The organism is Streptomyces sp. CB01373 (assembly GCF_002803075.1).
Lineage (GTDB): Bacteria > Actinomycetota > Actinomycetes > Streptomycetales > Streptomycetaceae > Streptomyces.
In genome coordinates, this window is sequence record NZ_NNBK01000006.1 from 203,941 (window position 1) to 226,613 (window position 22,673).

Below are 22,673 nucleotides of genomic sequence, written 5' to 3' on the forward strand. Positions count from 1 at the left end.
AGGCCCATGGCACGAGCTCGTCAGGGCATGCCGCTGCCCTGCCGATGACGACCCGTGTGGCTCACCATCATCACGATGAGGCCGGTCAGCGCAAGCGGGCCGAAGGACAGGAGCCGGATGTCGGGATCGCTGCTCACCAGCCCGACGATCACCTGCAGGCAAAAGGCGAAGGCAACCACCAACTGACCCCAGCCATAGAGGGGAACGCGGCGGACCAAACGCCGGTTCCAGGGGAGCACCCAGCCACGGGTGATCGCCGCCGCGCCCGAGGCAGCGAAGAACACCGCCACCAGAGCAGAAGGTATGGCGATCACGGCCCCTCCCTGCGCGCCGGACCCACGCCGAACGCCCCGATGATCATCACACTCGCCGCACGCCGCGTCCACGCGCTTCCGCAGCCCCGACCCGGGATTTGAACCCACGACCTCTTGTCGGCAACGAACGCGATGGGGGCGTGTCGCGGTCCCGCCCGGCAGGGTGCTGAACCGGGGGACTACCTCTGGGGCAGTCCGCCACCGTCCAGGGGCGGTACCCAATAACAAAAGTTTTGTTAACCTGGCTCCATGGCCACCACCCCCGAACCCGCTCCCGGCGAAGGCCCTGTCCGCCCGGTCTCCGTCTCCCTCCACGAAGGCACCATCGCCGCCCTCAAGGCACGTACCGGCAAGCGCGGCATGTCCGCCTACGTCGAAGCCCTCATTCAGCGCCAACTGGAGCGCGACCGCCTGCGCGAACTCATCGAAGACGCAGAAACCGAACACGGCCCCGTCGACCAGGCAGCGGTCGAGGCCAAGCGAGCCGTCCTGCGTGGTGACACCGCGGGCTCGGCGGACGCCGCGTGAGCGGCACCCTCGTCCTGGACTGCGAGGGCCTGTCCAAACTCGTACGCCGCTCACCCGAGCTCACCGAGTGGCTGGCTGCGGCCGAGGCAGAGGACGTCCGCGTCATTACCAGCTCCGTCACCCTCGTTGAAGCCCGTGACCCCAAGATCAATCAGGCCCGCTTCGACTACGCCGTCTCGCGCGTCAACATCGTCCCGCCCGCCGAAGCCATCGCCCGCCACGCGAGCAAGCTGCTCGCGGCAGCCGGCCTGCACGGCCACAAATACGCCCTCGACGCCCTCGTGGCTGCCACCGCACTGGCCTCCCCCTCCCCAGTGACCGTCCTGACGTCAGATCCCGAGGACCTCCACATGCTGTGCGGCCCCGGCGTCCACATCATCAAGATCTGACGCAGTGCGATGCCGGGTCGGCGGAGACCTTTGACTCGCTGCCGCTGGAGAGCTACCCGGCCCTGATGCCTGCGGCCCCTCGCGTGTGGGGCTTCGGCGCCTTGCTCGTCGAGCGGACCCGGCGTCGGCTCTCGCCACACGCACCCGCTCACTCCCCGGCAGTGAGTTCATGATCCACTCTCCGCTCACTCCCGGAGGCTTCCTGAGAACGCATCAGGCCCGGTCTCCTGAGAAGGAGACCGGGCCTGATCTGGTATTTCACCTGTCGGGGTGGCGGGATTTGAACCCGCGACCTCTTCGTCCCGAATGAGGCCCTGGAAGATCGCTAACCTGCGATCCCTGCCAAAGGTGCAGCTCAGGGCGTTGCTCTGTGTTGGTTTGCATAGGTGTCCCACGGCGCCGCATTCAAGATCGTCTCCAGGATTTCTCCAGAAGACTGGCCTGTGGCTCAGTCGCGTTAGGTCACCACGAAGGCACCTGCAACAGAGCGCTAGCGACGAGGCCACAGCAACAACTGACGGATGAGCAGGCGGCAACGCACCGCGCGCGTAAGCCGCTCAGGAATGCCGCGTGGCGGTGAGTGGGCGCCGCCGACGCGTGGCTCAGGGCGTGGTGGGGCGTGGTCGCCGGCGCGGACGGCGGCGATGCCCGCCGCGCCGGACTCGGCTTCCCTGAGCGCGTCCTGCGCGACTTTGCACGGGGCAGCACGTTCGGTGTCCTGCATCCGGAGGAGATTGCCGCGCGCCGCGGTGTGCCTCAACGGGTGCATTGATGTGATGGACGCCAACTCTCTGTCACATTCGTCATTCGGGACTGCAGTGCTGACCCGGCGTTGAGGAGGCATCACCCACATGAGGTTTCGTATCCGTGCGCGGCTCGCAGCAACGGCGGCCGTCGCTGTCACGACGATCCTCTCGGTCGGCATGTCGGCGGCGGCCGCGCCGGTTGGACCAGCCGCCTCGAGACCGTTTCTCGGTCCCCTGCAGCGAGTGTCCGCCGTGGCATCGACAGTTCCCGGCAACGGTGACCAGAACCCCTACGGCACTGCCGTTGTCGAGCGCAGCATCGGCAACCTGCACCGTGGCAACATCCTGGTCAGCAATTTCAACAACAGTGCGAATGAGCAAGGAACAGGTTCCACGCTGGTTGAGGTGAGCCCACACGGTCAGGTGAGCCAGTTTGCCCAGATCGACGCAGGGAACCTGCCAGGGGCGTGCCCGGGCGGGGTCGGACTGACCACCGCACTGACCATCCTGCCGGGCGGGTGGGTGGTGGTGGGTAGCCTGCCGACAGCGGATGGCACCTCCGCCACGGCGCAGGCTGGATGCCTGCTGGTCCTGGACAGTCAGGGGCGCGTCCGCGAGACGTTCAGCGGCGATGGCATCAACGGCCCATGGGACATGACCGCGGTCAGTTCCGGTGACCGGACCGACCTGTTTGTGACCAACGTGCTCAACGGTACGGTCGCAGCCGGCGGCAACATCGTGAACCGTGGCACGGTGCTGCGAATCGCGCTGCGCCGTCACGGTGACGAGCCGCCCCGCCGGGTCGGCACGACCGTGATCGGATCAGGATTCGGCGAGACGACCGACCAGGCGGCGCTCGTGATCGGGCCGACCGGCGTCGGTCTGCGTGGTGAGACGCTTTACGTTGCCGACACCGTCGGCAACCGGATCACCGCGATCCCCAACGCGCTCCGCCGGCTCCAAAGCGCCGGCATCGGCCGCATTGTCAGCACGGACCGGCAGCTGAACGGCCCGCTCGGGCTGGCGATCGCGCCAGGCGGCAACATCCTGACGGTCAATGGTGGTGACGGCAACATTGTGGAGACGACCCCCGGCGGTCGTCAGGTGGCCGTCCGCCGGCTGAACGCCAATGGTGCCCCGCCTGGTGCAGGGGCATTGTTCGGCTTGGCAGTGAACCTGCACAGGGACAAGGTCTACTTCGTCAACAACGCGTCCAACTTTCTGGACGTGCTGAGCCGATAGCAGCAGCAATGCCGCGCAGGATCGCGGCGGTCGACCTGAAGAAGCGTCAGACCACGGGCAAAGTGAACGGCGTTGAGTACCAACCAGCTCGTGCCACGGCGAGCACGGCCGTACTCAGCACGAAGGGCCAGGTCCGAGGGAAACGCCATCCGACCGGAAAACTCCACGGTTCGCTGGGTACGGCGAGATAGCCCCTCGGGGTCGGTGCTGAGGGGCTATCGGTGGTGCTGATCGGGATCGGTCGTCAGGCTCCTGCGGGGGTGAGGGTGACCTGGTGGCCGAGGGCGTTGAGTTGGCGGATGAGGTCGCGGGTGCGGCGGGCGGAGGGTCCAAAGAAGCTGCGACCTCTTCGTCCCGAACGCGATCAGAGCGTGCATGACCTTGATACGGAGCACTGACCTGCGCGTGCGCCGTCCCGGACCGTCCGCTTCAGTCCGGGACGGTCGTGGTTCGGCTGCTCCGTTGGCCCCCTGTTTGGCCCCCAGGGGCGGGCTTCCGGGGCCGTGGAGGCGGATGGTTCGGGCCCGCCGGGTCCGCCTCTGGAGCAGGTTCTCCCAGGCTGCCCACGTACGACGGGCCCGGACGTGTAGTGCGCCGAGCCGGTTACCTACGGATGTGCACCGTGATCTGCCATCCAGCGGCAGCGGCGACGATCGCCGTCCCGAGCGGTACGTTCGCGGTGAGGCCGATCACCGCGCCAGCCGCAACACAGAGGGTGGAGAATCCGATCTGAGTCCAGGCCAGCGCGCTTCTGCCGGTCTCAGGGGACCCGGTAGGCGCCATCCTCTCCGGAGAGCCTCTGAGGAACAGGTCAGGTCCGGTGCTGATCTCTCAGCACCGGACCTGACCTGGTGTCTCTCTGTCGGGGTGGCGGGATTTGAACCCACGACCTCTTCGTCCCGAACGAAGCGCGCTGCCAAGCTGCGCCACACCCCGATGTCGCTGCTGTCGCGGCGACGTCGTTTACTTTAGCCCACCGGTGGCCAGAGGCGAAATCCGGTTTTGGCGCGGCGGCGGATGGGGTTCGGGCGGGTGTGGTCGACGGCCACGAGGAGGAGAGCCAGGGCGTAGAAGGCGAGGCCCAGGAGGAGCGCGGTGGCCAGGACGTGCTTGTAGCCGTGCTGGGATACGTCCAGGAAGGGGTGCAGATAGCGGTCGGGGGCGTCGGCGGGGAGCAGTTCGCCGCGGGTGAGGGAGAAGGCCAGGTAGGCCAGGGGGAAGAGCAGCCACGGCGCGGCCTGGTTCAGGTGGAGGCGGTCGGGCTCGGTGAGCAGGAGCCAGTCCAGGAGGGCGGCGATCGGGGCCGCCGTCAGCAGGATCACGGTGGCCGTCCTCTGCCAGAGCGGATGGATGCCGGGCTCGCCCGTGATCGAGAACGCCGGCGAGGTCCGGGTCAGCAGCGCGTGGTGCACGACGGCCGTGATCACGGAGTAGAGCACGGTCGCTCCGGTCAGCCAGGCCGGCAGCGGCCGGCGGGCCGTCCAGGCCCTGCGGGCCGAGAGGCAGAGGACCAGGGCGAGAAGGATGCTGCTCTGGATCGCGAACGCGCTCAGGACGCGGGCCGGGGAGCCGAGGTGCAGTTCCACGGCCACCGCGGCCACGATCGCCGCGGCGGTGAGGAGGCGGCAGACCGCCGCCCCGAGATGGCGGGTGGGCCCCATGACGGCGGCCGGGGGGACGAAGGAGGAGGGCATCAGCTTGACGATGCCCGGGATCACGGGGAGCTCCGGTATGTCCCGAGGTATGAAAGGCGTCGGAGGTATCTCCGGCACCTCGGGCAGTTCGGGGGTCTCGGCGGCCATGCCCTCACGGTAGGGAGGGCGGACATAGGGGGCGATTCGGGTAGCCCGTACGGGTGACGGATTGCCGCACGGTGCCAGGCATGGCCGTGCGGCGGAAACCCTCCCGCCCCCGCCTGCGGCGCTATCCCGTCACGGCCGTTCCACCAGCGTCAGCAGCGTCGCCTCCGGGGGGCAGGCGAAGCGGACCGGGGTGTAGCGGTTGGTGCCGCAGCCGGCCGAGACGTGCAGGTAGGACGTCCGGCCCTCGGCGTTGTGGGTGGACAGGCCCTTCACCCGGTCGGTGTCCAGGTCGCAGTTGGTGACCAGGGCGCCGTAGAAGGGGATGCAGAGCTGGCCGCCGTGGGTGTGGCCGGCCAGGACCAGGGGGTAGTCGTCGGCCGTGAAGGCGTCCAGGACCCGCAGGTACGGGGCGTGCACCACGCCCATCGAGAAGTCCGCGTCGGTGGACGGGCCGCCCGCCACCCGCGCGTAGCGGTCCCGCTTGATGTGCGGGTCGTCCAGGCCCGTCAGCTCCACCGAGAGGCCCTCGAGCTTGAGGGTGCCGCGGGTGTTCGTGAGGTTGAGCCAGCCGGCCGCGTCGAAGCCGTCGCGCAGGTCCTCCCACGGGTTGTGGATCACCCCGACGGCGGGCGCGTTGCCGTTCAGGCCGTGCCGGCCGCTGGTCTTCTCCAGCAGGTAGCGGGCCGGGTTGCGCAGCTTGGGACCGTAGTAGTCGTTGGACCCGAAGACGTACGCGCCCGGGAAGTCCATCAGCGGGCCGAGGGCGTCGAGGACCTCCGGAACGCCCTCCGGGTCGGACAGGTTGTCGCCGGTGTTGATCACGAAGTCGGGGCGCAGTCCGGCGAGCGAGCGCAGCCAGCGCTGCTTCTTGCGCTGGCCGCCGACCATGTGGATGTCGGAGACCTGAAGGATCCGCAGGGGGCGCATGCCGGAGGGCAGGACCGGGACCGTCACCCGCCTCAGGCGGAAGGAGCGGGCTTCGAACCCCGCCGAGTAGAGGAGACCGGCGGCCGCGACCGCCGTGATGCCCAGGGGTACTCCGTATCGCGCGCGCATGGGTCCATCGTCTCAGGCCCGTGCCGTCCGGTGGAAATCGCCGGTGGTCCCGGCCGCGGGGCCAACAGGCGCGCCCCGCCCGGAGATCGGCGTTTCCCCGGGGCGCCGTAAATCGACGCGCGGGTGCCTTGCCGTACCTGCGACAATCAAACCCATGACCACGCTCAAGTCGAAGCTGCACGATGACCTCAACGCCGCCATCAAGGAGCGTGACGAGCTCCGCTCCTCGACGCTCCGGCTGACGCTCACCGCGATCACCAAGGAGGAGGTCTCGGGCAAGGAGAAGCGCGAGCTCTCCGACGACGAGGTCCTCAAGGTGATCACCAAGGAGGCCAAGAAGCGCCGCGAGGCGGCCGAGGCCTTCGCGCAGGGTGGTCGTACGGAGTCGGCCGAGCGGGAGAAGGCGGAGGGCGAGCTGCTCGCCACGTACCTGCCCAAGCAGATGTCCGACGAGGAGCTGGAGCGGATCGTCGCCCAGGCTGTTCAGGAGGCAAAGGCCGCCGGTGTGGAGGGGCCGCGGGCCATGGGCGCGGTCATGAAGATCGTGAACCCGAAGGTCGCGGGCCAGGCCGAGGGCGGCCGCGTCGCCGCCGTGGTGAAAAGGCTTCTGGCCGGCTGACCCGGCCGGTTCTCGGGCACGTACGACGAAGGGGCGCCGGCCATCCGCCGGCGCCCCTTCGTTGTGGCGGCGGCGGAGGAACGAGCCCCCGCCGCCTGTCCGTCAGCCGTGTCCCCGGCCTCCGTTGCCGTTGCCTCGCGGTCCGCCGTTCGGGCCCTGGAAGAAGCCGTTCGGGAAGGAGACGGACGGGTTCGGGAAGCCGCCGTTGTTGTCGCCGGGGCCGCCGTTGTCGCCGCCGTTCCCGTGACCGTCGCCCCGGTCCCTGCCCTTGTGCTTGTCCTCTTCCTTGGGCGCGTCCGGGATGTTGACGAGGTTGAAGGCCGGGGCCTCCTTGCCGACGAGGGCGCCGGTCATCGCGTCACGCCAGATCGGGCCGGGCACCTGACCGCCGTAGACGAGGGGGTTGAAGACGCCGCCGATGTTGATGTTGATCATCTTGACGCTCTGCGACGCGCTGCCCACCCACACCGCGCCCGACAGGTTCGGCGTGTAGCCGACGAACCACGCGTTCTTGCGCTCGTCCGTCGTACCCGTCTTGCCCGCGTTGGCGCGGTCGGCCAGGCCGGCCTGCGAACCCGTACCGGAGTCGATCACGCCCTGGAGCAGCGTGTTGACGGTGTCCGCGGTCGTCTCGGACATGGCCCGCGTACAGGACGACTTCGGCACCGCGAGCGACTTCTTCTGGCCGCCGATCTTCTGCGTGATCGACTCGATGGCGACCGGCGTGCAGTACGTGCCGCGGGAGGCGAAGGCCGCGTAGGCGCTCGCCATCGTCAGCGGGGAGATGCCCCTGGAGCCGAGCGAGATCGCGGGCACCTCGGGCAGCTTGTCGCCGCTGCCCTGCACCACGTGCAGCTTGTCGACGATCTGCATCACCGGGCAGAGGCCGATGTCGGCGACCATCTGCACGAAGTAGGTGTTGACCGACTTGGCCATCGCCTCCTTCAGCTGGTACGGGCCGAACTCCGACTTGCTCTCGTTGGGCACCTTCTCGTGACTCTGGTTGGTCCAGGGCTTGCCGCTGCACGTCTGTACGGGTTCCGGGTACGGCATCTCGTACGGCGACGAGTACTCCTGCGTCGGCGGCCTGCCCTGCTCCAGCGCGGCCGCCGCCACGAACGGCTTGAACGTCGAACCGGTCGGGAACCCGAAGTTCGAGCCGCCGAGGTCGCTGCCGACCGAGTAGTTGATCTCGGTCTCGTTCTTGCCGTAGCCGTACGGCTTGGACTGGCCCATCGCGAGGACCTTGCCGGTGCCGGGCTCGACCAGCACCGCCGCGCCCGCGACCGAGTCGGACTGGTAGACGTGCTTCTTCAGCGAGTCCTGCACGGACTGCTGGGCCTGCGGGTCCAGCGTCGTGCGGATGGTCAGTCCGCCCTGGTTCCAGATCTTGGCGCGCTGCTGGCGGGTCTTGCCGAAGACCGGGTCGTTGAGGAAGATCCGCTCGACGTACTTGCAGAAGAAGCCGGCGCCCTTGACCGCGGTGATGCAGCCGTTGCGCGGCTGGGTGACCTTCAGACCCAGCGGCTCCTTGACGGCCTTGTCGGCCTCCGCCTGCGAGATGTTGCCGACGCTGGCCATCCGCTGGAGCACGACGTTGCGCCGCTTGGTGGCCTCGGCCTCGTCGTTGACGGGGTCGTAGCGGCTCGGGGACTGGACGATGCCGGCGAGGAGCGCCGCCTCGGGCAGGGTCAGGTCCTTGGCGTGCTTGGAGAAGTAGCGCTGGGAGGCGGCCTCGACGCCGTAGGCCTGCTGCCCGAAGTACGTGATGTTGAGGTAGTTCGCGAGGATCTTGTGCTTGCCCAGGTCCTGTTCCACCTGGATCGCGAACTTCAGTTCCTTGACCTTGCGGCCGATGGTCTGCTGGGTGGCCTCCGCGACCTTCGTCGGGTCGTCGCCGGCCTCCTCGACGAAGACGTTCTTGACGTACTGCTGGGTGAGGGTGGAGGCGCCCTCGGAGACCCCGCCGTTCTGCGCGTTCTTGTTGAGCGCGCGGAGCACGCCCTTCAGGTCGATCGCGCCGTGCTCGTAGAAGCGGGAGTCCTCGATCGCGACGATCGCCTTCTGCATGTACGGCGAGATGTCCTTCAGTTCGACCACCGTACGGTCGCGGGAGTAGACCTGGGCGATCTGGTTGCCCTGGCGGTCCAGGATCGTGGTCCGCTGACTGAGCGGCGGACGCTTGAGGTTGGCCGGGATGTCGTCGAACCCCGTGGCCGATCCCTTGGCGGCCAGGCCCAGCGCGCCGGCCGCGGGCAGTGCGATGCCCGCCATCACGGCTCCCGCGAGCACACTGACACCGAGGAACTTCGCGGCCTGCTGCGTTGGCGACAGACCACCGCCCGAGCGCTTCTTTGGCATGAGGGCAGCCTAATCCGTAGTGATGAGCGTTCCGACGGAGCAGGGCGTCTCGGAATGTTCGAATGCAGGATCGTGACATCCGGGGGCGGCCGGGCGGGGCGCGCCGGTGCCGCGAACGGTGGCCGAGGCGGCGGACCGGCCTGTGTTCTCATTCGCCGGACACGCGTATATGCCTTGGCCTAAGCTGCTCTCGACTGTCACAGCGGTACGGCCACGTATCCATACGTCCGGCAGCCCCGAAACGTTCCGGCTCCCTTCGGCTTTCCTTGGCCGGGTGGTCCGGGTGGTGTCGGGGTGCGCGACCGGAGAGTGTGGAACGGGAGCCCGAATTCCCCCTGTGTGTCATCCGGTGACCGTTACGGCACGCGGCAACTGCCCCGCTGTGCCGGGAATGTCGTGCATGTCGTCAGCTCACTCCCCCGGGTGATCTGCCGCTTCCCCATAGTCCGTTCGGACCATTCAAGATTGGGCCCGCTGGGGGTGTTGCGCCGTGCCCACCTTCCGTAACGTCCTCAACTGGCGGCGGTGAATATGCCGCTGCCGCCGTGGGGGAGCCTCGATTCGGGAGAGGACGGCGCCGGTATGGGCTGGGTTACCGACTGGAGTGCGCAGGCGGCCTGCCGCACTACTGATCCAGATGAACTGTTCGTTCAGGGAGCAGCGCAGAACAGGGCCAAGGCGGTGTGCACCGGATGCCCGGTTCGCACCGAATGCCTCGCTGACGCGCTCGACAACCGTGTCGAGTTCGGCGTCTGGGGAGGCATGACAGAGCGTGAGCGTCGCGCATTGCTGCGCCGGCGGCCGACCGTGACCTCCTGGCGCCGGCTGCTGGAGACCGCGCGCATGGAGTACGAGCGGGGCGCGGGACTGGTGTCCCTCGCCGACGACCAGGTGTACGAGGACTTCGCGGCGGTGGGCTGAGCGTCGGACTGGGGCGTCGTCCCTCCGGGCGGCCGGAGCGCGTTCGTGGGTACCTGAGTCGTCCCTCCTGGGCGGTCTTCGGTTGTCCATGTGTCCGGTGGCTGTCCCGGGCTGTCCCGCCGCGGGGAGGGACAGCGGATGACCCGGCGGGCGCCTGTCAGGCGCCCGGATCGGGCAGCTCGTGGCGGTGTTCCGCGAGCCGGTTTCCGATGTCCCGCAGCCCCGTGAGGTCGTGCACGTCACCGGGCAGCGCGGCCACTTCGGCCACCGCCACCTCGGGATGCCGGGCGGCGAAGCGGTCACGCGTGCGCTGCTCACGGGAGAGCAGCTGCATGCGCTCGGCATGCAGCCTCAGCAGGCCCGCGGTGACCTGGTCGACGGACGGCTCCGGCGCGAAGTCGTCGTCGGCGGGCGCCTCGTGGTCCGCGGGAGGTGCGCCGGAATCGGGATGAGCAGCGGGAGAGTCTGAACTGCCGTACGTTGCGGGAGAGTTACGAAGTCCAGCTTTCCCGTCCCGCTGATCCACAATGCGGGAGTCCTCAAGATTTTCCGCGGCGGCGAGCGCCCGCTCGGCCGACAGCTCACCGGCCCCGCTGCCGTGCACCCGGTTGAGCACCAGACCGGCCAGCGGCATCTTCTCCGCGGCCAGCCGCTCCACGAAGTACGCGGCCTCGCGCAGCGCGTCCCGCTCCGGGGCCGCGACCACCAGGAACGCGGTTCCCGGTGCCTGGAGCAGCTTGTACGTGGCGTCCGCGCGGGTCCGGAAGCCGCCGAAGGTCGTGTCCATCGCGGCCACGAACGTCTGGACGTCCTTGAGCAGCTGACCGCCCAGCAGCTTGCCGAGCGTGCCGGTCATCATCGACATCCCGACGTTCAGGAACTTCATCCCCGCGCGCCCGCCCAGCTTCGCCGGGGCGGTCAGCAGCCGGATCAGCCGGCCGTCGAGGAAGGAGCCGAGCCGCTTGGGCGCGTCCAGGAAGTCCAGGGCGGAGCGGGAGGGCGGGGTGTCGACGACGATGAGGTCCCACTCGTCCCGGGCCCGCAGCTGGCCCAGCTTCTCCATCGCCATGTACTCCTGCGTGCCGGCGAAGCCCGCGGAGAGCGACTGGTAGAAGGGGTTGGCCAGGATCGCGGCCGCCCGCTCGGAATCCGCGTGCGCCTCGACGACCTCGTCGAAGGTGCGCTTCATGTCGAGCATCATGGCGTGCAGCTCGCCCTCGCCCTCGGTGCCCTTCACCCGGCGCGGGACGTTGTCCAGGGAGTCGATGCCCATGGACTGGGCGAGCCGGCGGGCCGGGTCGATGGTCAGGACGACCACCTTGCGGCCGCGTTCGGCGGCGCGCAGGCCGAGGGCCGCCGCGGTGGTGGTCTTGCCGACCCCGCCCGAGCCGCAGCACACCACGATGCGCGTCCCCGGGTCGTCGAGCAGCGGGTCGATTTCCAGCACACGCGTGGGTGCCAGACGGCGGGCGCCGTCGTACGCGTGGGCGGAGGTGCGCGCGGCCTCCCGCTCGGGTGCCGGGTCCGGGCTCATGACATCCCCTGCTTCCGCAGCTCGGTCGCCAGTTCGTACAGGCCCGCCAGGTCCATGCCCTCGGCGAGCAGCGGCAGTTCGTGCAGGGGCAGACCCAGCTCGCTCAGCACGGACCGCTGCTCCTCCTCCAGCGTGTAACGCTCGGCGTACTCCTCGGCCTGCTCCAGCAGCGGGCCCACCAGCCGCTCGGCGTTCTGGCCGCGCCGCGCCCCGCCGAGCCCGGCGGAGGACAGCGACCGGGCGAGCGCGGTGCGTGAGGCGGTCCGTACGAGTTCCAGGTCGTCCGCGTCCAGCATCTGCGGGCGCACCATGTTCACGATGATGCGTCCCACCGGCAGCCGGGCGGCCCGCAGTTCGGCGATGCCGTCGACGGTCTCCTGGACCGGCATCTCCTCCAGCAGCGCCACCAGGTGCACGGCCGTCTCGGGCGACTTCAGCACCCGCATCACCGCCTGGGCCTGATTGTGTATCGGGCCGATCTTCGCCAGGCCCGCCACCTCGTCGTTGACGTTGAGGAAGCGGGTGATGCGCCCGGTGGGCGGCGCGTCCATGATCACGTAGTCGTAGACGAACCGGCCGTCGCGGTCCTTGCGCCGTACCGCCTCGCACGCCTTGCCGGTCAGCAGGACGTCTCTGAGTCCGGGCGCGACGGTGGTGGCGAAGTCGATGGCGCCCAGCTTCTTCAGGGCCCGGCCGGCACCGCCCAGCTTGTAGAACATCTGGAGGTAGTCCAGCAGGGCCAGTTCGGGGTCAATGGCCAGCGCGTACACCTCCCCGCCCCCGGGAGCGACTGCGATCTTCCGTTCCTCGTAGGGCAGCGCCTCCGTTTCGAAGAGCTGTGCGATGCCCTGCCGGCCCTCGACCTCGACGAGGAGCGTCCGCTTCCCCTCCGTGGCCAGGGCCAGCGCGAGGGCGGCGGCGACCGTCGTCTTTCCGGTCCCGCCCTTGCCGCTGACGACCTGGAGCCTGCTCACGTATTCGAGACTAACCAGTTCGCGCTCGGGTCACGCGGGAGGCTGTGGACAACCGCGCCGTGGTCGGCCGCGTGGGCCGCCGGAGGCAGCGGATACAGTCGGCCCCATGACCAAGTGGGAATACGCAACCGTGCCGCTGCTCGTCCATGCCACGAAGCAGATTCTGGACACCTGGGGCGAGGACGGCTGGGAGCTCGTCCAGGTCGTGCCCGGACCGAACCCCGAGCAGCTGGTGGCCTACCTGAAGCGGGAGAAGCAGGCATGAGCGCGGTCGAGGCGAGGCTGGCGGAGCTGGGCCTGAGGCTGCCGGAGGTCGTGCCGCCGCTGGCCGCGTACCAGCCGGCCGTGCGGTCCGGCGTGTACGTCTACACCGCGGGACAGCTGCCGATGGTGGAGGGCAAGCTCCCGGTCACCGGCAAGGTGGGCCTGGAGGTCACCCCGGAGGAGGCCAAGGACCTGGCGCGCACCTGCGCGCTCAACGCCCTTGCGGCCGTCAAGTCCGTCGCGGGCGACCTGGACCGTGTCGCACGCGTGGTGAAGGTCGTGGGCTTCGTCGCCTCGGCGGCGGACTTCACCGGCCAGCCCGGGGTCGTCAACGGCGCCAGCGAGCTGCTGGCCGAGGTCCTCGGGGAGAAGGGCGTGCACGCGCGCAGCGCGGTCGGCGTCGCGGTGCTGCCGCTGGACGCGCCCGTGGAGGTGGAGATCCAGGTCGAGCTGGAGCCGTAGGCGGAGCCCGGAACCGGCTCTGACCTCGGCCACCTCTCGAACATTCGCTCACCAGGGGATAGCCTCCGCCCATGGCGAATGGGCAGTGGTTTCCCCCGGACTGGCCGGACCGTATCCGCGCGCTCGCGGACGGCACCCTCACACCGGTGACGCCGAAGCGCGCGGCCACCGTCATGCTCCTGAAGGAGACCGGGCCCGGCCCCGCGGTGCACATGCTGCGCAGACGCGCCTCCATGGCCTTCGCCGGAGGCGCGTACGCGTACCCGGGCGGTGGCGTCGACCCCCGTGACGACGACCACCACGTCCGCTGGGCGGGGCCCTCGCGCGCGTGGTGGGCCGATCGCCTCGGCGTCGACGAGAAGGAGGCCCAGGCGATCGTCTGCGCGGCCGTCCGCGAAACGTACGAGGAGGCCGGCGTCCTGCTCGCCGGGCCCGGCGCGGACAGTGTCGTCGGCGACACCACGGGGGCCGACTGGGAGGCCGACCGCGCCGCCCTGGTCGCCCGTGAGCTGTCGTTCGCGGAGTTCCTGGACCGCCGGGGCCTGGTCCTGCGCTCGGACCTGCTGGGCGCCTGGACCCGCTGGATCACCCCCGAGTTCGAGCCCCGTCGCTACGACACCTGGTTCTTCGTGGCCGCGCTCCCCGAGGGCCAGCGCACCCGGAACGCCTCCACGGAGGCCGACCGCACGGTGTGGATCAGGCCCGTGGAGGCGGCGGCCGCGTACGACCGGGGCGAGCTGCTGATGATGCCGCCCACCATCGCCACCCTGCGCCAGCTGATGCCCTGCGGCAGCCCCGCCGAGGCGCTCGCCGCCGCACGGTCCCGCGATCTGACCCCCGTGCTCGCGCAGGCCCGCCTGGTGGACGGCGAGGTGGTCCTGACCTGGCCGGGGCACGACGAGTTCACCCAGCACGTCCCGAGCGGCACGGCGCGCGCGTGAGCCGCCGCTCCCGTCGGACCGACGTCCAGGAAGGCCTCCTCGCATGACGGACGCAGCAGCGCTGCCCGGACAGCCCCGGGGCGGTGCACTGGCCGGGCCCGCCACCGCGCGGGCCGTCAACGTCCTCGCGCCGAACGCGTCCCCCATGACCCTGGACGGCACCAACACCTGGATCGTCTCGGAGCCGGACTCCGACCTGGCCGTCGTGATCGACCCGGGGCCGCTGGACGAGGGCCATCTGGCCCAGGTGGCCGCCACCGCCGAGGAAGCGGGCAAGCGGATCGCGCTGACCCTGCTGACGCATGGCCATCCCGACCACGCCGAGGGCGCCGCCCGCTTCGCCGAGCTGACCCGTACGCGCGTGCGTGCGCTCGACCCGGCCCTGCGGCTGGGCGACGAGGGGCTGGGCGCGGGGGACGTGATCAAGGTGGGCGGGCTGGAGCTGCGGGTCGTACCGACCCCGGGCCACACCGCCGACTCCCTCTGCTTCCACCTGCCGGCCGACCGCGCCGTGCTCACCGGCGACACGATCCTGGGCCGCGGCACGACCGTCGTCGCGCACCCCGACGGCCGTCTCGGTGACTACCTGGACTCGCTGCGGCGGCTCAGGTCACTCACGGTCGACGACGGCGTCCACACGGTCCTGCCCGGCCACGGGCCCGTCCTGGAGGACGCCCAGGGCGCCGTCGAGTTCTACCTCGCCCACCGGGCCCACCGGCTCGCCCAGGTCGAGACGGCCGTCGAGGCCGGTCACCGGACCCCGTCCCAGGTCGTCTCCCACGTGTACGCCGACGTGGACCGCTCCCTGTGGCCGGCTGCCGAGCTGTCGGTGCGCGCCCAGCTGGAGTACCTGCGGGGGCACGGTCTCATCTGACGGCCGGCGACGAGCCCCGTACCGCTGCCGACGGCAAAGGCCCCGTCCCGGCCGGGACGGGGCCCTCGAGGACCGCGGGAACGGGTCAGCGCGAGCGCTTCGCGAGGCGCTCCACGTCGAGCAGGATCACCGCGCGGGCCTCCAGGCGGAGCCAGCCGCGCTGGGCGAAGTCGGCCAGGGCCTTGTTCACGGTCTCACGGGAGGCGCCGACCAGCTGGGCCAGCTCCTCCTGGGTGAGGTCGTGCACCACGTGGATGCCCTCCTCGGACTGCACGCCGAAGCGGCGGGAGAGGTCCAGCAGGGCGCGGGCGACACGGCCCGGAACATCGGAGAAGACCAGGTCCGACATCTGGTCGTTGGTCTTGCGCAGGCGCCGGGCGACGGCGCGCAGCAGGGCGCCCGCCACCTCGGGCCGCACGTTCAGCCAGGGCTGGAGGTCGCCGTGGCCGAGGGCGAGCATCTTGACCTCGGTCAGCGCGGTCGCCGTCGCGGTGCGCGGGCCCGGGTCGAACAGCGACAGCTCGCCGATGAGCTCGCCGGGACCGACGACGGCCAGCATGTTCTCGCGGCCGTCCGGGGACGTGCGGTGCAGCTTGACCTTGCCCTCGGTGACCACGTAGAGCCGGTCACCCGGGTCGCCCTCGTGGAACAACGAGTCGCCTCGTGCGAGTGTCACCTCCGTCATGGAGGCGCGAAGCTCCGCGGCCTGCTCGTCGTCGAGCGCCGCGAAGAGCGGATTGCGCCGCAGAACGTCGTCCACGAGTTCTCTCCTTGTCGACCTGCTCAGAGGATCTTGCTCCCCCGTGTGCCAGGGGTCCGTGTTCCCCATTTTGCCGGACGGTCCAAACAGTGTGATCTGTCACAAGGATGCCGCACAGGTGTGCACGCTTACGCGGCAGGGGGCCAATCGGGGGCCGATCTCGGGGGTCCGGAGCGGATGTCGGTGCTGGGCTTTAGGCTGGCCGGGTGTCCAAATCGCCGGTGAGAGCGCAGGCCGAGGGGGCTGGGCGGGTGGTTGTACGTGAGGATTCCGCTGTGGGCGAACAAGAGTCCGACGATGGAACGAACATGGCAAAAGCGGCGAAAAGGGCACCGGTGAAGAAGGGCGCGGCTGGGAAGAAGGCGCCCTCCGCCAGGAGCGCGGCCCCCGTCAGGAAGGCCGTGGCACCGAAGAAGGTGACGGTCGCGCCGAAGAAGGCCACCGCCGCCGTCCAGAAGGCCGCGCCGGCGAAGACGCTCGCCTCGAAGCCGCCGAAGAACGAGTCGCGTACGGCCCTGGTCCGCCGGGCCCGCCGTATCAACCGCGAGCTCGCCGAGGTGTACCCCTACGCCCACCCGGAGCTGGACTTCGAGAACCCCTTCCAGCTGCTGGTCGCCACGGTCCTGTCGGCCCAGACCACGGACCTGCGGGTCAACCAGACCACGCCCGGGCTGTTCGCCAGGTACCCCACCCCCGAGGACCTCGCCGCCGCGAACCCCGAGGAGGTCGAGGAGATCCTCCGGCCCACCGGCTTCTTCCGGGCCAAGACCAAGTCGGTGATAGGCCTGTCCAAGGCGCTGGCGGAGGAGTTCGGCGGCGAGGTCCCGGGGCGGCTCGAGGACCTCGTCAAGCTTCCCGGCGTCGGCCGCAAGACCGCCTTCGTGGTCCTCGGCAACGCCTTCGGCCGGCCCGGCCTGACCGTGGACACGCACTTCCAGCGGCTGGTGCGGCGCTGGCAGTGGACCGAGGAGACCGAGCCCGACAAGATCGAGGCCGCCGTCGCCGCGCTCTTCCCCAAGAGCGACTGGACGATGCTCTCGCACCACGTGATCTTCCACGGCCGCCGCATCTGCCACGCCCGCAAGCCCGCGTGCGGCGCCTGCCCGATCGCCCCGCTCTGCCCGGCCTACGGCGAGGGCGAGACGGACCCGGAGAAGGCGAAGAAGCTGCTGAAGTACGAGAAGGGCGGCTTCCCCGGCCAGCGCCTCAAGCCGCCGCAGTCCTACCTGGACGCGGGCGGCCGGCCGGCACCGCCGCTGGGGGCCGGATGACAGCGGCGGAACGATCTCGGTGCCGTCGGGCGTTGGACACGGCGGGATGCCGAGGAGCTCGGGCGCGCGACACGGCAGCACCCCGAGGGGTACTGCTGGACGGCGGGCAGGGCGGCGAGGGGAACGGGGGTGGCGATGACGCGGGCCAGTGAGGCGAGCGGGACGCAGGGCGGCTCGGTGGCGCTCAGCACGGAAGGGCTGCCCGGCTGGCTCGAGCCGGTCGCACGTGTGGCCGAGACGGTCCGGCCGGTCCAGCTGAGCCGCTTCCTGCCGCCGAAGGACGGCGCCGGGCGCCAGTCCGCCGTCCTGATCCTCTTCGGCGAGGCCGAGCGCGGACCCGAACTGCTGCTCATGGAGCGGGCGAGCTCGCTGCGCTCGCACGCCGGCCAGCCGTCGTTCCCCGGCGGGGCGCTCGACCCCGAGGACGGCGACCCGCAGGGCGAGGGCCCGCTGCGGGCCGCACTGCGCGAGGCCGAGGAGGAGACCGGGCTCGAACCGGGCGGGGTCCAGCTGTTCGGCGCGCTGCCCCGGCTGTACATCCCGGTCAGCGGCTTCGTGGTCACGCCCGTGCTCGGCTGGTGGCGCGAGCCCAGCCCGGTGGGCGTCGTCGACCCTGCGGAGACCGCACGCGTGTTCACCGTGCCCGTGGCGGATCTCACGAACCCCGACAACCGGGCCACGACCGTCCATCCCAGCGGCCACCGAGGTCCGGCATTCCTGGTCGAATCGGCCCTTGTGTGGGGCTTCACCGCCGGGATCATCGACCGCGTGCTCCACTACGCGGGCTGGGAGCTGCCCTGGGACCGCGACAAGCAGGTCCCGCTCGACTGGGGGTCGTGACAGGGTGGGCACCGCTGCGGTGCTCCCGGGGGCGGAACTCCAGGAAGACACCGGCCGGCCTGGGGTGATGGGAACATGATGAGGCGAGGCTCGACGCGGTGAACGTGCTGGACATCCTGCTGCTGATCGCCGCCGCGTGGTTCGCGGTCGTGGGCTATCGCCAGGGATTCGTCGTCGGCATCCTGTCGGTGATCGGCTTCCTGGGCGGCGGTCTCCTCGCCGTCTACACGCTCCCGGTGATCTGGGACGCGATGACGGACAACACGCCGGTCAGCACCACCGCGGCCGTCGTCGCGGTCATCGTCGTGATCGTCTGCGCCTCGATCGGCCAGGCCCTGACCACCCACCTCGGCAGCAAGCTGCGCGTGTACATCACCTGGTCACCGGCCCGTGCCCTGGACGCGACCGGCGGCGCCCTGGTCAACGTCGTCGCCATGCTGCTGGTCGCCTGGCTGATCGGCTCGGCCCTCGGCGGCACGACGATACCGACGCTGGGCAAGGAGGTGCGCAACTCCCGGGTGCTGCTCGGAGTCTCCGAGGTGCTGCCCGCGCAGGCCGACACCTGGTTCGCGGACTTCACCTCCGTCCTCGCGCAGAACGGCTTCCCGCAGGTCTTCAGCCCGTTCGCCAACGAGCCCATCACCGACGTGCAGCCCCCGGATCCGGCGCTGGCGAACAGCGTCGTCGCCCTGCGCGCCAAGCAGTCCGTCGTCAAGGTCATGGGCACCGCGCGCAGTTGCGGCAAGGTGCTGGAGGGCAGCGGCTTCGTCTTCGGCAACCGCCGCGTCATGACCAACGCGCACGTCGTGGGCGGGGTCGACGAACCCACCGTGCAGATAGGCGGCGAGGGGCGGAAGTACGACGCCACCGTCGTCCTGTACGACTGGCACCGCGACATCGCCGTGCTCGACGTGCCGGACCTGAAGGCGCCGGCCCTGAAGTTCACCGGCACGGACGCGCACAGCGGCGACGGCGCGATCGTCGCCGGCTTCCCGGAGAACGGGTCGTACGACGTCCGGGCCGCGCGGGTGCGCGGCCGCATCACGGCCAGCGGCCCGGACATCTACCACCGCGGCACTGTGCGCCGGGACGTCTACTCGCTGTACACGACCGTGCGCCAGGGCAACTCCGGCGGCCCGCTGCTCACGACCGACGGCAAGGTGTACGGGGTGGTGTTCGCCAAGTCCCTCGACGACGCCGACACCGGCTACGCGCTCACGATCGACGAGATCCAGCAGGACATCGCGCGGGGTCGTACCGCGGACCAGCAGGTGGGCAGCGACGACTGCGCGCTGTAGACCCGCCCGGCCGGTGCCGGGTCAGCTGCGGCTGTGACGCAGGCGCACGGAGACCCAGCGCGCTCGGCGGCGCAGGATGCGCGGAATGCCCACCCTTGGATCCGTGTCCGTCAGCTGCGGAGTGCCGCGCTGGTGGGAGTTGGGACCGTTCACCGAACGGCGGGTGCGTGCTACGTCGTTGTAGTCGTGCGTCCAGCCCATACCGGGACGTCTGCCCCCGCCCCATGGTCGATAACCGCCCGCGGACTCCCCAATTGGCCTATGCGCCGGGCAATTGGCAGTTCGCAGGACAGTTGTTCACGTTCGGATACCGGGCGCATCGGCCGGGTCACCGATCCGGTTCGGGGTCTTTCAGCCAGTTGACCAGCTCCGTCGAGAACGCCACCGGGTCCTCTTCGTGCGGGAAGTGGCCGAGGCCGTCGAAGAGGCGCCAGCGGTAGGGGGCTTCGACGTACTCGCCCGAGCCGGCCGCGCTGCGCGTGCGCTGGACGGGGTCGAGGGAGCCGTGCAGATGCAGTGTCGGAACGCGCACCGGCCGCCTCATCCGGCGGTAGAACTGGATGCCGTCGGGCCGTGCCAGGGAGCGCACCAGCCAGCGGTACGGCTCGACGGAGCAATGTGCCGTCGAGGGGATGCACATGGCGCGGCGGTACGTCTCCACCGCCTCGTCGTCCGGCAGCCGCGGCCCCGACCAGTCCCGTACGAGCCGGGCCACCAGGGCGCCGTTGTCCGCGGTGAGCTGCCGCTCGGGGATCCAGGGCCGCTGGAACCCCCAGATGTAGGAACTCGCCGCGGTCTGCCGCATGTCCCCGAGCATCGCCGAACGCCAGCGCCTGGGGTGCGGCATCGAGGCCACCGCGAGCCGCCGCACCAGCTTGGGGCGCATCGCGGCCGCCGTCCACGCCAGATAGCCGCCGAGGTCGTGGCCGACCAGCGCGGCGTCCGGTTCGCCGAGCGAGCGGACCACGCCGGTGATGTCCAGGGCGAGGTTGGCCGGGTCGTAACCGCGGGGCGTACGGTCGCTGCCGCCCACGCCGCGCAGGTCCATCGCGACGGCCCGGAAACCGGCGTCGGCGAGCGCGACCAGCTGATGCCGCCAGGTCCACCAGAACTGCGGGAAGCCGTGCAGCAGCAGGACCAGCGGTCCGTCGCCCAGCTCGGCGATGTGGAAGCGGGCGCCGTTGGCCGCGACGTCCCGGTGCGTCACCTTCCTGCCGCCGGGCAGGCCGATCCGGACGACCGGCGTCGATTGCGCCGAAGGGGTGGCGGGCTCCGTCATGAGGTCGAGCGTGCCACAGCCTCGATGGCCGCGGGGGAGCGGTCCTCCAGGGCGGCCGGCTCCGGACGCGGGTGCGGCTTGGCGTTCTGGAGCACTCCGGCCGTCGCCTTCATGGACGCGGCGACCTTCTGCGGACCCTGGCTCTTCTTCGCCTTCTTCGCCATGAGCACGCCGATCAGCACCAGTACGAGGGCGATCAGGCAATTGGCCCCGAAGGACACCAGGAAGCAGAGGGCGAGGTTCCAGTTGGTCCAGGTGCGAACGCCGTACGCCAGCGCGAAGTTGAGCATCGGCAGGGAGAACAGCAGCAGCGCACCGGCCACGCTGAACGCCCCGCCGCTGGTCGCGCCGCGCTTGAAGTCCTGCCGAAGCTGGGCCTTGGCCAGTGCGATCTCGTCGTGCACCAGCGCCGACATCTCGGTGGTCGCCGAGGCGAACAGCTGGCCGATGCTGCGTTCGGCGCCGACCGGGCTGCCGTCGGGTGCGCTCATCGCGGTCTTCCTCTCCTGCCTGACTGCGGACTCTGTTCCCTCGGTCTTCGTCCGGCTGCTGCCGCTGCCTGACTTCTGCCCGACTGGGAACGCTCCTGTCATTTGTACCGTCCCGTCAGATCATGCCGGACCGCCGTCCTCCTCGCCTGCCCCGCCCGGCACTTCGGCAAGCCCCCCGCTCCCTTCGGCCGTTTTCGCCTCGGCGAGCCGGCGGTGCTCGGCGGCCTTCCGCTCGTGCATCTCGGCCATGCGCAGGTGGTAGGCGGGGTCGTCCTGCTCGTAGACGTCCGGGATGCCGTCGAGGTCCTCGTCCCGCTCCTCGGACTCGCACAGCTTCCGGTACCGGGCGTTGCGCATCTTCAGCAGAACGGTGGCCAGGATCGCCGCGATGAGGGAGCCGGTGAGGACGGAGGCCTTGACCTCGTCGGTGAGCGCCGCGTCGCCGGTGAAGGCGAGTTCGCCGATGAGTAGGGAGACGGTGAAGCCGATCCCGGCGAGCGTGGCCACGGCGAACAGGTCGGCCCAGGCGAGGTCCTCGCTGAGCGACGCCCTGGTGAAACGGGCGGTGAGCCAGGTCCCGCCGAAGATGCCGACGGTCTTGCCGACGATCAGTCCGAGGACGACGCCGAGTGTCTCGGGCCGGGTGAACACGTTGGCCAGCGCCCCGCCCGAGAGGGAGACGCCCGCGCTGAACAGGGCGAACAGCGGCACCGCCAGGCCCGCCGAGAGGGGCCGCACGAGGTGTTCGATGCGCTCGCCGGGGGAGGCCTTCTCGTTCTCGTGGGGGGCACAGCGCAGCATCAGGCCCATCGCGACGCCCGCAATGGTGGCGTGCACGCCGCTGTTGTACATCAGCGCCCAGATGACCAGGCCGAGCGGCACGTACACGTACCAGCCGCGCACGCCCTTGCGCAGCAGCAGCCAGAAGACGACGAGTCCGGCCGCCGCCCCGCCCAGCGCGGCGAAGTTCAGGTGGCCGGTGAAGAAGACGGCGATGACCAGGATCGCGAACAGGTCGTCGACGACCGCGAGCGTCAGCAGGAAGGCGCGCAGGGCGCTGGGCAGCGAGGTGCCGATGACCGCGAGCACGGCGAGCGCGAACGCGATGTCCGTCGCGGTCGGCACCGCCCAGCCGCCGAGCGAGCCGCCCGAGCCGAGGTTGGTCAGGACGTAGACGACGGCCGGTACCGCCATGCCGCACAGCGCGGCGATCACCGGCAGGATCGCGGCCTTGGCGTCTTTCAGGTCCCCGGCCACCAGTTCGCGCTTGAGCTCGATCCCGGCGACGAAGAAGAACACGGCGAGCAGTCCGTCGGCGGCCCAGTGCTCCACGGAGAGGTTCAGGCCGAGGGAGGCGGGGCCCAGGTGGAAGTGCCCGACGCTCTCGTAGCTGCCGCGCAGGGCGGGGATGTTCGCCCAGAGCAGGGCGGCGACCGCGGCGAGCAGGAGGATCACACCACCGACGGTCTCGGTGCGCAGCGCGTCCGCCACGAAGTTCCGCTCGGGCAGGGACAGGCGGCCGAGGAACTTGCGTGCGGGGGTGTCGGTGCGGGGCGCGGTCACGGGAGCCTCCGGTCGGTGGGCATGGCGAATCACATGCCGACCAGACTTCCCGGCGCACCTGAGGGTTTGTTCCGTTGTGTTGTCCCGCCCACCATACCCAAGGCGGGGCCGAGCGGGGCCGGCGTTCCTTTCGCCGGTGCGGAA

At 70.3% G+C, this 22,673-nt stretch carries 23 protein-coding genes and 1 tRNA gene; 12 read left to right on the forward strand and 12 right to left on the reverse strand.

Features of this window, described 5'->3' with window-relative positions:
* Nucleotides 1–20 precede the first annotated feature (20 nt).
* A complete protein-coding gene (locus CG719_RS11440) occupies nt 21–314 on the reverse strand; it encodes a hypothetical protein (protein ID WP_100568456.1) in 294 nt (97 codons plus the stop codon).
* 249 nt (nt 315–563) lie between these two features.
* Between CG719_RS11440 and CG719_RS11445 the strand changes: the two genes are divergently transcribed.
* From CG719_RS11445 to CG719_RS11460, 3 genes are all read left to right on the forward strand, one after another.
* Nucleotides 564–842 carry a hypothetical protein gene (locus CG719_RS11445; protein ID WP_100568457.1) on the forward strand — a complete coding sequence of 93 codons (279 nt, stop codon included), beginning with the start codon at nt 564–566 and terminating at the stop codon, nt 840–842.
* Nucleotides 839–1,231, forward strand: coding sequence for a type II toxin-antitoxin system VapC family toxin (locus CG719_RS11450; protein WP_100568458.1), 393 nt, complete (start codon nt 839–841; stop codon nt 1,229–1,231). Before CG719_RS11445 ends, CG719_RS11450 begins: the two co-directional genes overlap by 4 nt.
* Nucleotides 1,232–2,082: 851 nt before the next feature.
* Entirely contained in the window at nt 2,083–3,219 is a 1,137-nt protein-coding gene (locus CG719_RS11460; protein WP_234375518.1) for a hypothetical protein, read from the forward strand.
* Between the two features lie 862 nt (nt 3,220–4,081).
* Here the strand turns inward: CG719_RS11460 and CG719_RS11470 are convergent.
* From CG719_RS11470 to CG719_RS11480, 3 genes are all read right to left on the reverse strand, one after another.
* A tRNA-Pro gene (locus CG719_RS11470) sits at nt 4,082–4,155 on the reverse strand.
* Between the two features lie 32 nt (nt 4,156–4,187).
* A complete protein-coding gene (locus tag CG719_RS11475; RefSeq protein WP_100568461.1) occupies nt 4,188–5,021 on the reverse strand; it encodes a Pr6Pr family membrane protein in 834 nt (277 codons plus the stop codon).
* Nucleotides 5,022–5,150: 129 nt separating this feature from the next.
* The gene (locus tag CG719_RS11480) at nt 5,151–6,077 is read right to left on the reverse strand and encodes a metallophosphoesterase (protein WP_100568462.1); all 927 of its coding nucleotides are present in this window, start codon (nt 6,075–6,077) and stop codon (nt 5,151–5,153) included.
* Between the two features lie 154 nt (nt 6,078–6,231).
* Between CG719_RS11480 and CG719_RS11485 the strand changes: the two genes are divergently transcribed.
* Nucleotides 6,232–6,696, forward strand: coding sequence for a GatB/YqeY domain-containing protein (locus tag CG719_RS11485; protein WP_100568463.1), 465 nt, complete (start codon nt 6,232–6,234; stop codon nt 6,694–6,696).
* Between the two features lie 102 nt (nt 6,697–6,798).
* Here the strand turns inward: CG719_RS11485 and CG719_RS11490 are convergent, their stop codons facing one another.
* Complete coding sequence (locus CG719_RS11490) at nt 6,799–9,057, reverse strand: transglycosylase domain-containing protein (protein ID WP_100568464.1); 2,259 nt, start codon at nt 9,055–9,057, stop codon at nt 6,799–6,801.
* Between the two features lie 582 nt (nt 9,058–9,639).
* On the opposite strand from CG719_RS11490, the gene CG719_RS11500 reads away from it, so the two are divergent.
* Nucleotides 9,640–9,978, forward strand: coding sequence for a WhiB family transcriptional regulator (locus tag CG719_RS11500; RefSeq protein ID WP_199836610.1), 339 nt, complete (start codon nt 9,640–9,642; stop codon nt 9,976–9,978).
* Nucleotides 9,979–10,135: 157 nt separating this feature from the next.
* On the opposite strand, the gene CG719_RS11505 is transcribed toward CG719_RS11500, so the two are convergent.
* Together CG719_RS11505 and CG719_RS11510 are read right to left on the reverse strand one after the other, a co-directional pair.
* Nucleotides 10,136–11,512, reverse strand: coding sequence for an ArsA family ATPase (locus tag CG719_RS11505; protein ID WP_100568466.1), 1,377 nt, complete (start codon nt 11,510–11,512; stop codon nt 10,136–10,138).
* Nucleotides 11,509–12,486, reverse strand: a complete 978-nt coding sequence (locus CG719_RS11510; protein WP_100568467.1) for an ArsA family ATPase — start codon at nt 12,484–12,486, stop codon at nt 11,509–11,511. The genes CG719_RS11505 and CG719_RS11510 overlap by 4 nt, the downstream gene beginning before the upstream one ends.
* Before the next feature lie 106 nt (nt 12,487–12,592).
* Here CG719_RS11510 and CG719_RS11515 point away from each other — a divergent pair, with 106 nt between their 5' ends.
* The 4 genes from CG719_RS11515 (at nt 12,593) to CG719_RS11530 (ending at nt 15,027) form a co-directional block, all read left to right on the forward strand.
* Entirely contained in the window at nt 12,593–12,751 is a 159-nt protein-coding gene (locus tag CG719_RS11515) for a DUF4177 domain-containing protein (protein WP_009189813.1), read from the forward strand.
* Nucleotides 12,748–13,212: a RidA family protein gene (locus tag CG719_RS11520; protein WP_100568468.1), complete on the forward strand. Its 465-nt coding sequence runs from the start codon at nt 12,748–12,750 to the stop codon at nt 13,210–13,212. Before CG719_RS11515 ends, CG719_RS11520 begins: the two co-directional genes overlap by 4 nt.
* A 71-nt stretch (nt 13,213–13,283) precedes the next feature.
* A complete protein-coding gene (locus tag CG719_RS11525) occupies nt 13,284–14,153 on the forward strand; it encodes an NUDIX hydrolase (RefSeq protein WP_100568469.1) in 870 nt (289 codons plus the stop codon).
* 43 nt (nt 14,154–14,196) lie between these two features.
* On the forward strand, nt 14,197–15,027 hold the full coding sequence (locus tag CG719_RS11530; RefSeq protein WP_100568470.1) for an MBL fold metallo-hydrolase: 831 nt from the start codon (nt 14,197–14,199) through the stop codon (nt 15,025–15,027).
* 85 nt (nt 15,028–15,112) lie between these two features.
* Here CG719_RS11530 and CG719_RS11535 read toward each other — a convergent pair whose 3' ends face one another.
* Complete coding sequence (locus tag CG719_RS11535) at nt 15,113–15,787, reverse strand: Crp/Fnr family transcriptional regulator (RefSeq protein ID WP_100568471.1); 675 nt, start codon at nt 15,785–15,787, stop codon at nt 15,113–15,115.
* Nucleotides 15,788–16,095: 308 nt separating this feature from the next.
* Between CG719_RS11535 and nth the strand changes: the two genes are divergently transcribed.
* From nth to CG719_RS11550, 3 genes are all read left to right on the forward strand, one after another.
* Nucleotides 16,096–17,058 carry an endonuclease III gene (gene nth, locus CG719_RS11540; RefSeq protein ID WP_100568472.1) on the forward strand — a complete coding sequence of 321 codons (963 nt, stop codon included), beginning with the start codon at nt 16,096–16,098 and terminating at the stop codon, nt 17,056–17,058.
* A 135-nt stretch (nt 17,059–17,193) separates the two neighbouring features.
* Nucleotides 17,194–17,898 carry an NUDIX hydrolase gene (locus CG719_RS11545; protein ID WP_100568473.1) on the forward strand — a complete coding sequence of 235 codons (705 nt, stop codon included), beginning with the start codon at nt 17,194–17,196 and terminating at the stop codon, nt 17,896–17,898.
* A gap of 98 nt (nt 17,899–17,996) precedes the next feature.
* Nucleotides 17,997–19,196 (forward strand): MarP family serine protease, encoded by a 1,200-nt coding sequence (locus CG719_RS11550; protein ID WP_100568474.1) that lies wholly within the window; start codon nt 17,997–17,999, stop codon nt 19,194–19,196.
* A 21-nt stretch (nt 19,197–19,217) separates the two neighbouring features.
* Here the strand turns inward: CG719_RS11550 and CG719_RS36325 are convergent, their stop codons facing one another.
* The 4 genes from CG719_RS36325 to nhaA all read right to left on the reverse strand — a co-directional run bounded on the left by CG719_RS36325 (nt 19,218) and on the right by nhaA (nt 22,529).
* The gene (locus CG719_RS36325) at nt 19,218–19,397 is read right to left on the reverse strand and encodes a hypothetical protein (RefSeq protein WP_100568475.1); all 180 of its coding nucleotides are present in this window, start codon (nt 19,395–19,397) and stop codon (nt 19,218–19,220) included.
* A 127-nt stretch (nt 19,398–19,524) separates the two neighbouring features.
* Entirely contained in the window at nt 19,525–20,475 is a 951-nt protein-coding gene (locus CG719_RS11560; RefSeq protein WP_100568476.1) for an alpha/beta fold hydrolase, read from the reverse strand.
* A complete protein-coding gene (locus tag CG719_RS11565) occupies nt 20,472–20,966 on the reverse strand; it encodes a phage holin family protein (RefSeq protein ID WP_100568477.1) in 495 nt (164 codons plus the stop codon). The genes CG719_RS11560 and CG719_RS11565 overlap by 4 nt, the downstream gene beginning before the upstream one ends.
* 120 nt (nt 20,967–21,086) lie before the next feature.
* The gene (gene nhaA / locus CG719_RS11570) at nt 21,087–22,529 is read right to left on the reverse strand and encodes a Na+/H+ antiporter NhaA (RefSeq protein WP_100568478.1); all 1,443 of its coding nucleotides are present in this window, start codon (nt 22,527–22,529) and stop codon (nt 21,087–21,089) included.
* Nucleotides 22,530–22,673: the final 144 nt, after the last annotated feature.

Bases quoted from the DNA above. Each gene is read 5' to 3' on its own strand.
- CG719_RS11565 (WP_100568477.1), bottom strand. From the start codon at position 20,966: ATGAGCGCACCCGACGGCAGCCCGGTCGGCGCCGAACGCAGCATCGGC.
- CG719_RS11530 (WP_100568470.1), top strand. From the start codon at position 14,197: ATGACGGACGCAGCAGCGCTGCCCGGACAGCCCCGGGGCGGTGCACTG.
- CG719_RS11545 (WP_100568473.1), top strand. From the start codon at position 17,194: ATGACGCGGGCCAGTGAGGCGAGCGGGACGCAGGGCGGCTCGGTGGCG.
- CG719_RS11485 (WP_100568463.1), top strand. From the start codon at position 6,232: ATGACCACGCTCAAGTCGAAGCTGCACGATGACCTCAACGCCGCCATC.
- CG719_RS11460 (WP_234375518.1), top strand. From the start codon at position 2,083: ATGAGGTTTCGTATCCGTGCGCGGCTCGCAGCAACGGCGGCCGTCGCT.
- CG719_RS11515 (WP_009189813.1), top strand. From the start codon at position 12,593: ATGACCAAGTGGGAATACGCAACCGTGCCGCTGCTCGTCCATGCCACG.
- CG719_RS11445 (WP_100568457.1), top strand. From the start codon at position 564: ATGGCCACCACCCCCGAACCCGCTCCCGGCGAAGGCCCTGTCCGCCCG.
- CG719_RS11490 (WP_100568464.1), bottom strand. From the start codon at position 9,057: ATGCCAAAGAAGCGCTCGGGCGGTGGTCTGTCGCCAACGCAGCAGGCC.
- CG719_RS11500 (WP_199836610.1), top strand. From the start codon at position 9,640: ATGGGCTGGGTTACCGACTGGAGTGCGCAGGCGGCCTGCCGCACTACT.
- nth (WP_100568472.1), top strand. From the start codon at position 16,096: ATGGCAAAAGCGGCGAAAAGGGCACCGGTGAAGAAGGGCGCGGCTGGG.
- CG719_RS36325 (WP_100568475.1), bottom strand. From the start codon at position 19,397: ATGGGCTGGACGCACGACTACAACGACGTAGCACGCACCCGCCGTTCG.
- CG719_RS11480 (WP_100568462.1), bottom strand. From the start codon at position 6,077: ATGCGCGCGCGATACGGAGTACCCCTGGGCATCACGGCGGTCGCGGCC.
- CG719_RS11520 (WP_100568468.1), top strand. From the start codon at position 12,748: ATGAGCGCGGTCGAGGCGAGGCTGGCGGAGCTGGGCCTGAGGCTGCCG.
- CG719_RS11525 (WP_100568469.1), top strand. From the start codon at position 13,284: ATGGCGAATGGGCAGTGGTTTCCCCCGGACTGGCCGGACCGTATCCGC.
- CG719_RS11475 (WP_100568461.1), bottom strand. From the start codon at position 5,021: ATGGCCGCCGAGACCCCCGAACTGCCCGAGGTGCCGGAGATACCTCCG.
- CG719_RS11560 (WP_100568476.1), bottom strand. From the start codon at position 20,475: ATGACGGAGCCCGCCACCCCTTCGGCGCAATCGACGCCGGTCGTCCGG.
- CG719_RS11505 (WP_100568466.1), bottom strand. From the start codon at position 11,512: ATGAGCCCGGACCCGGCACCCGAGCGGGAGGCCGCGCGCACCTCCGCC.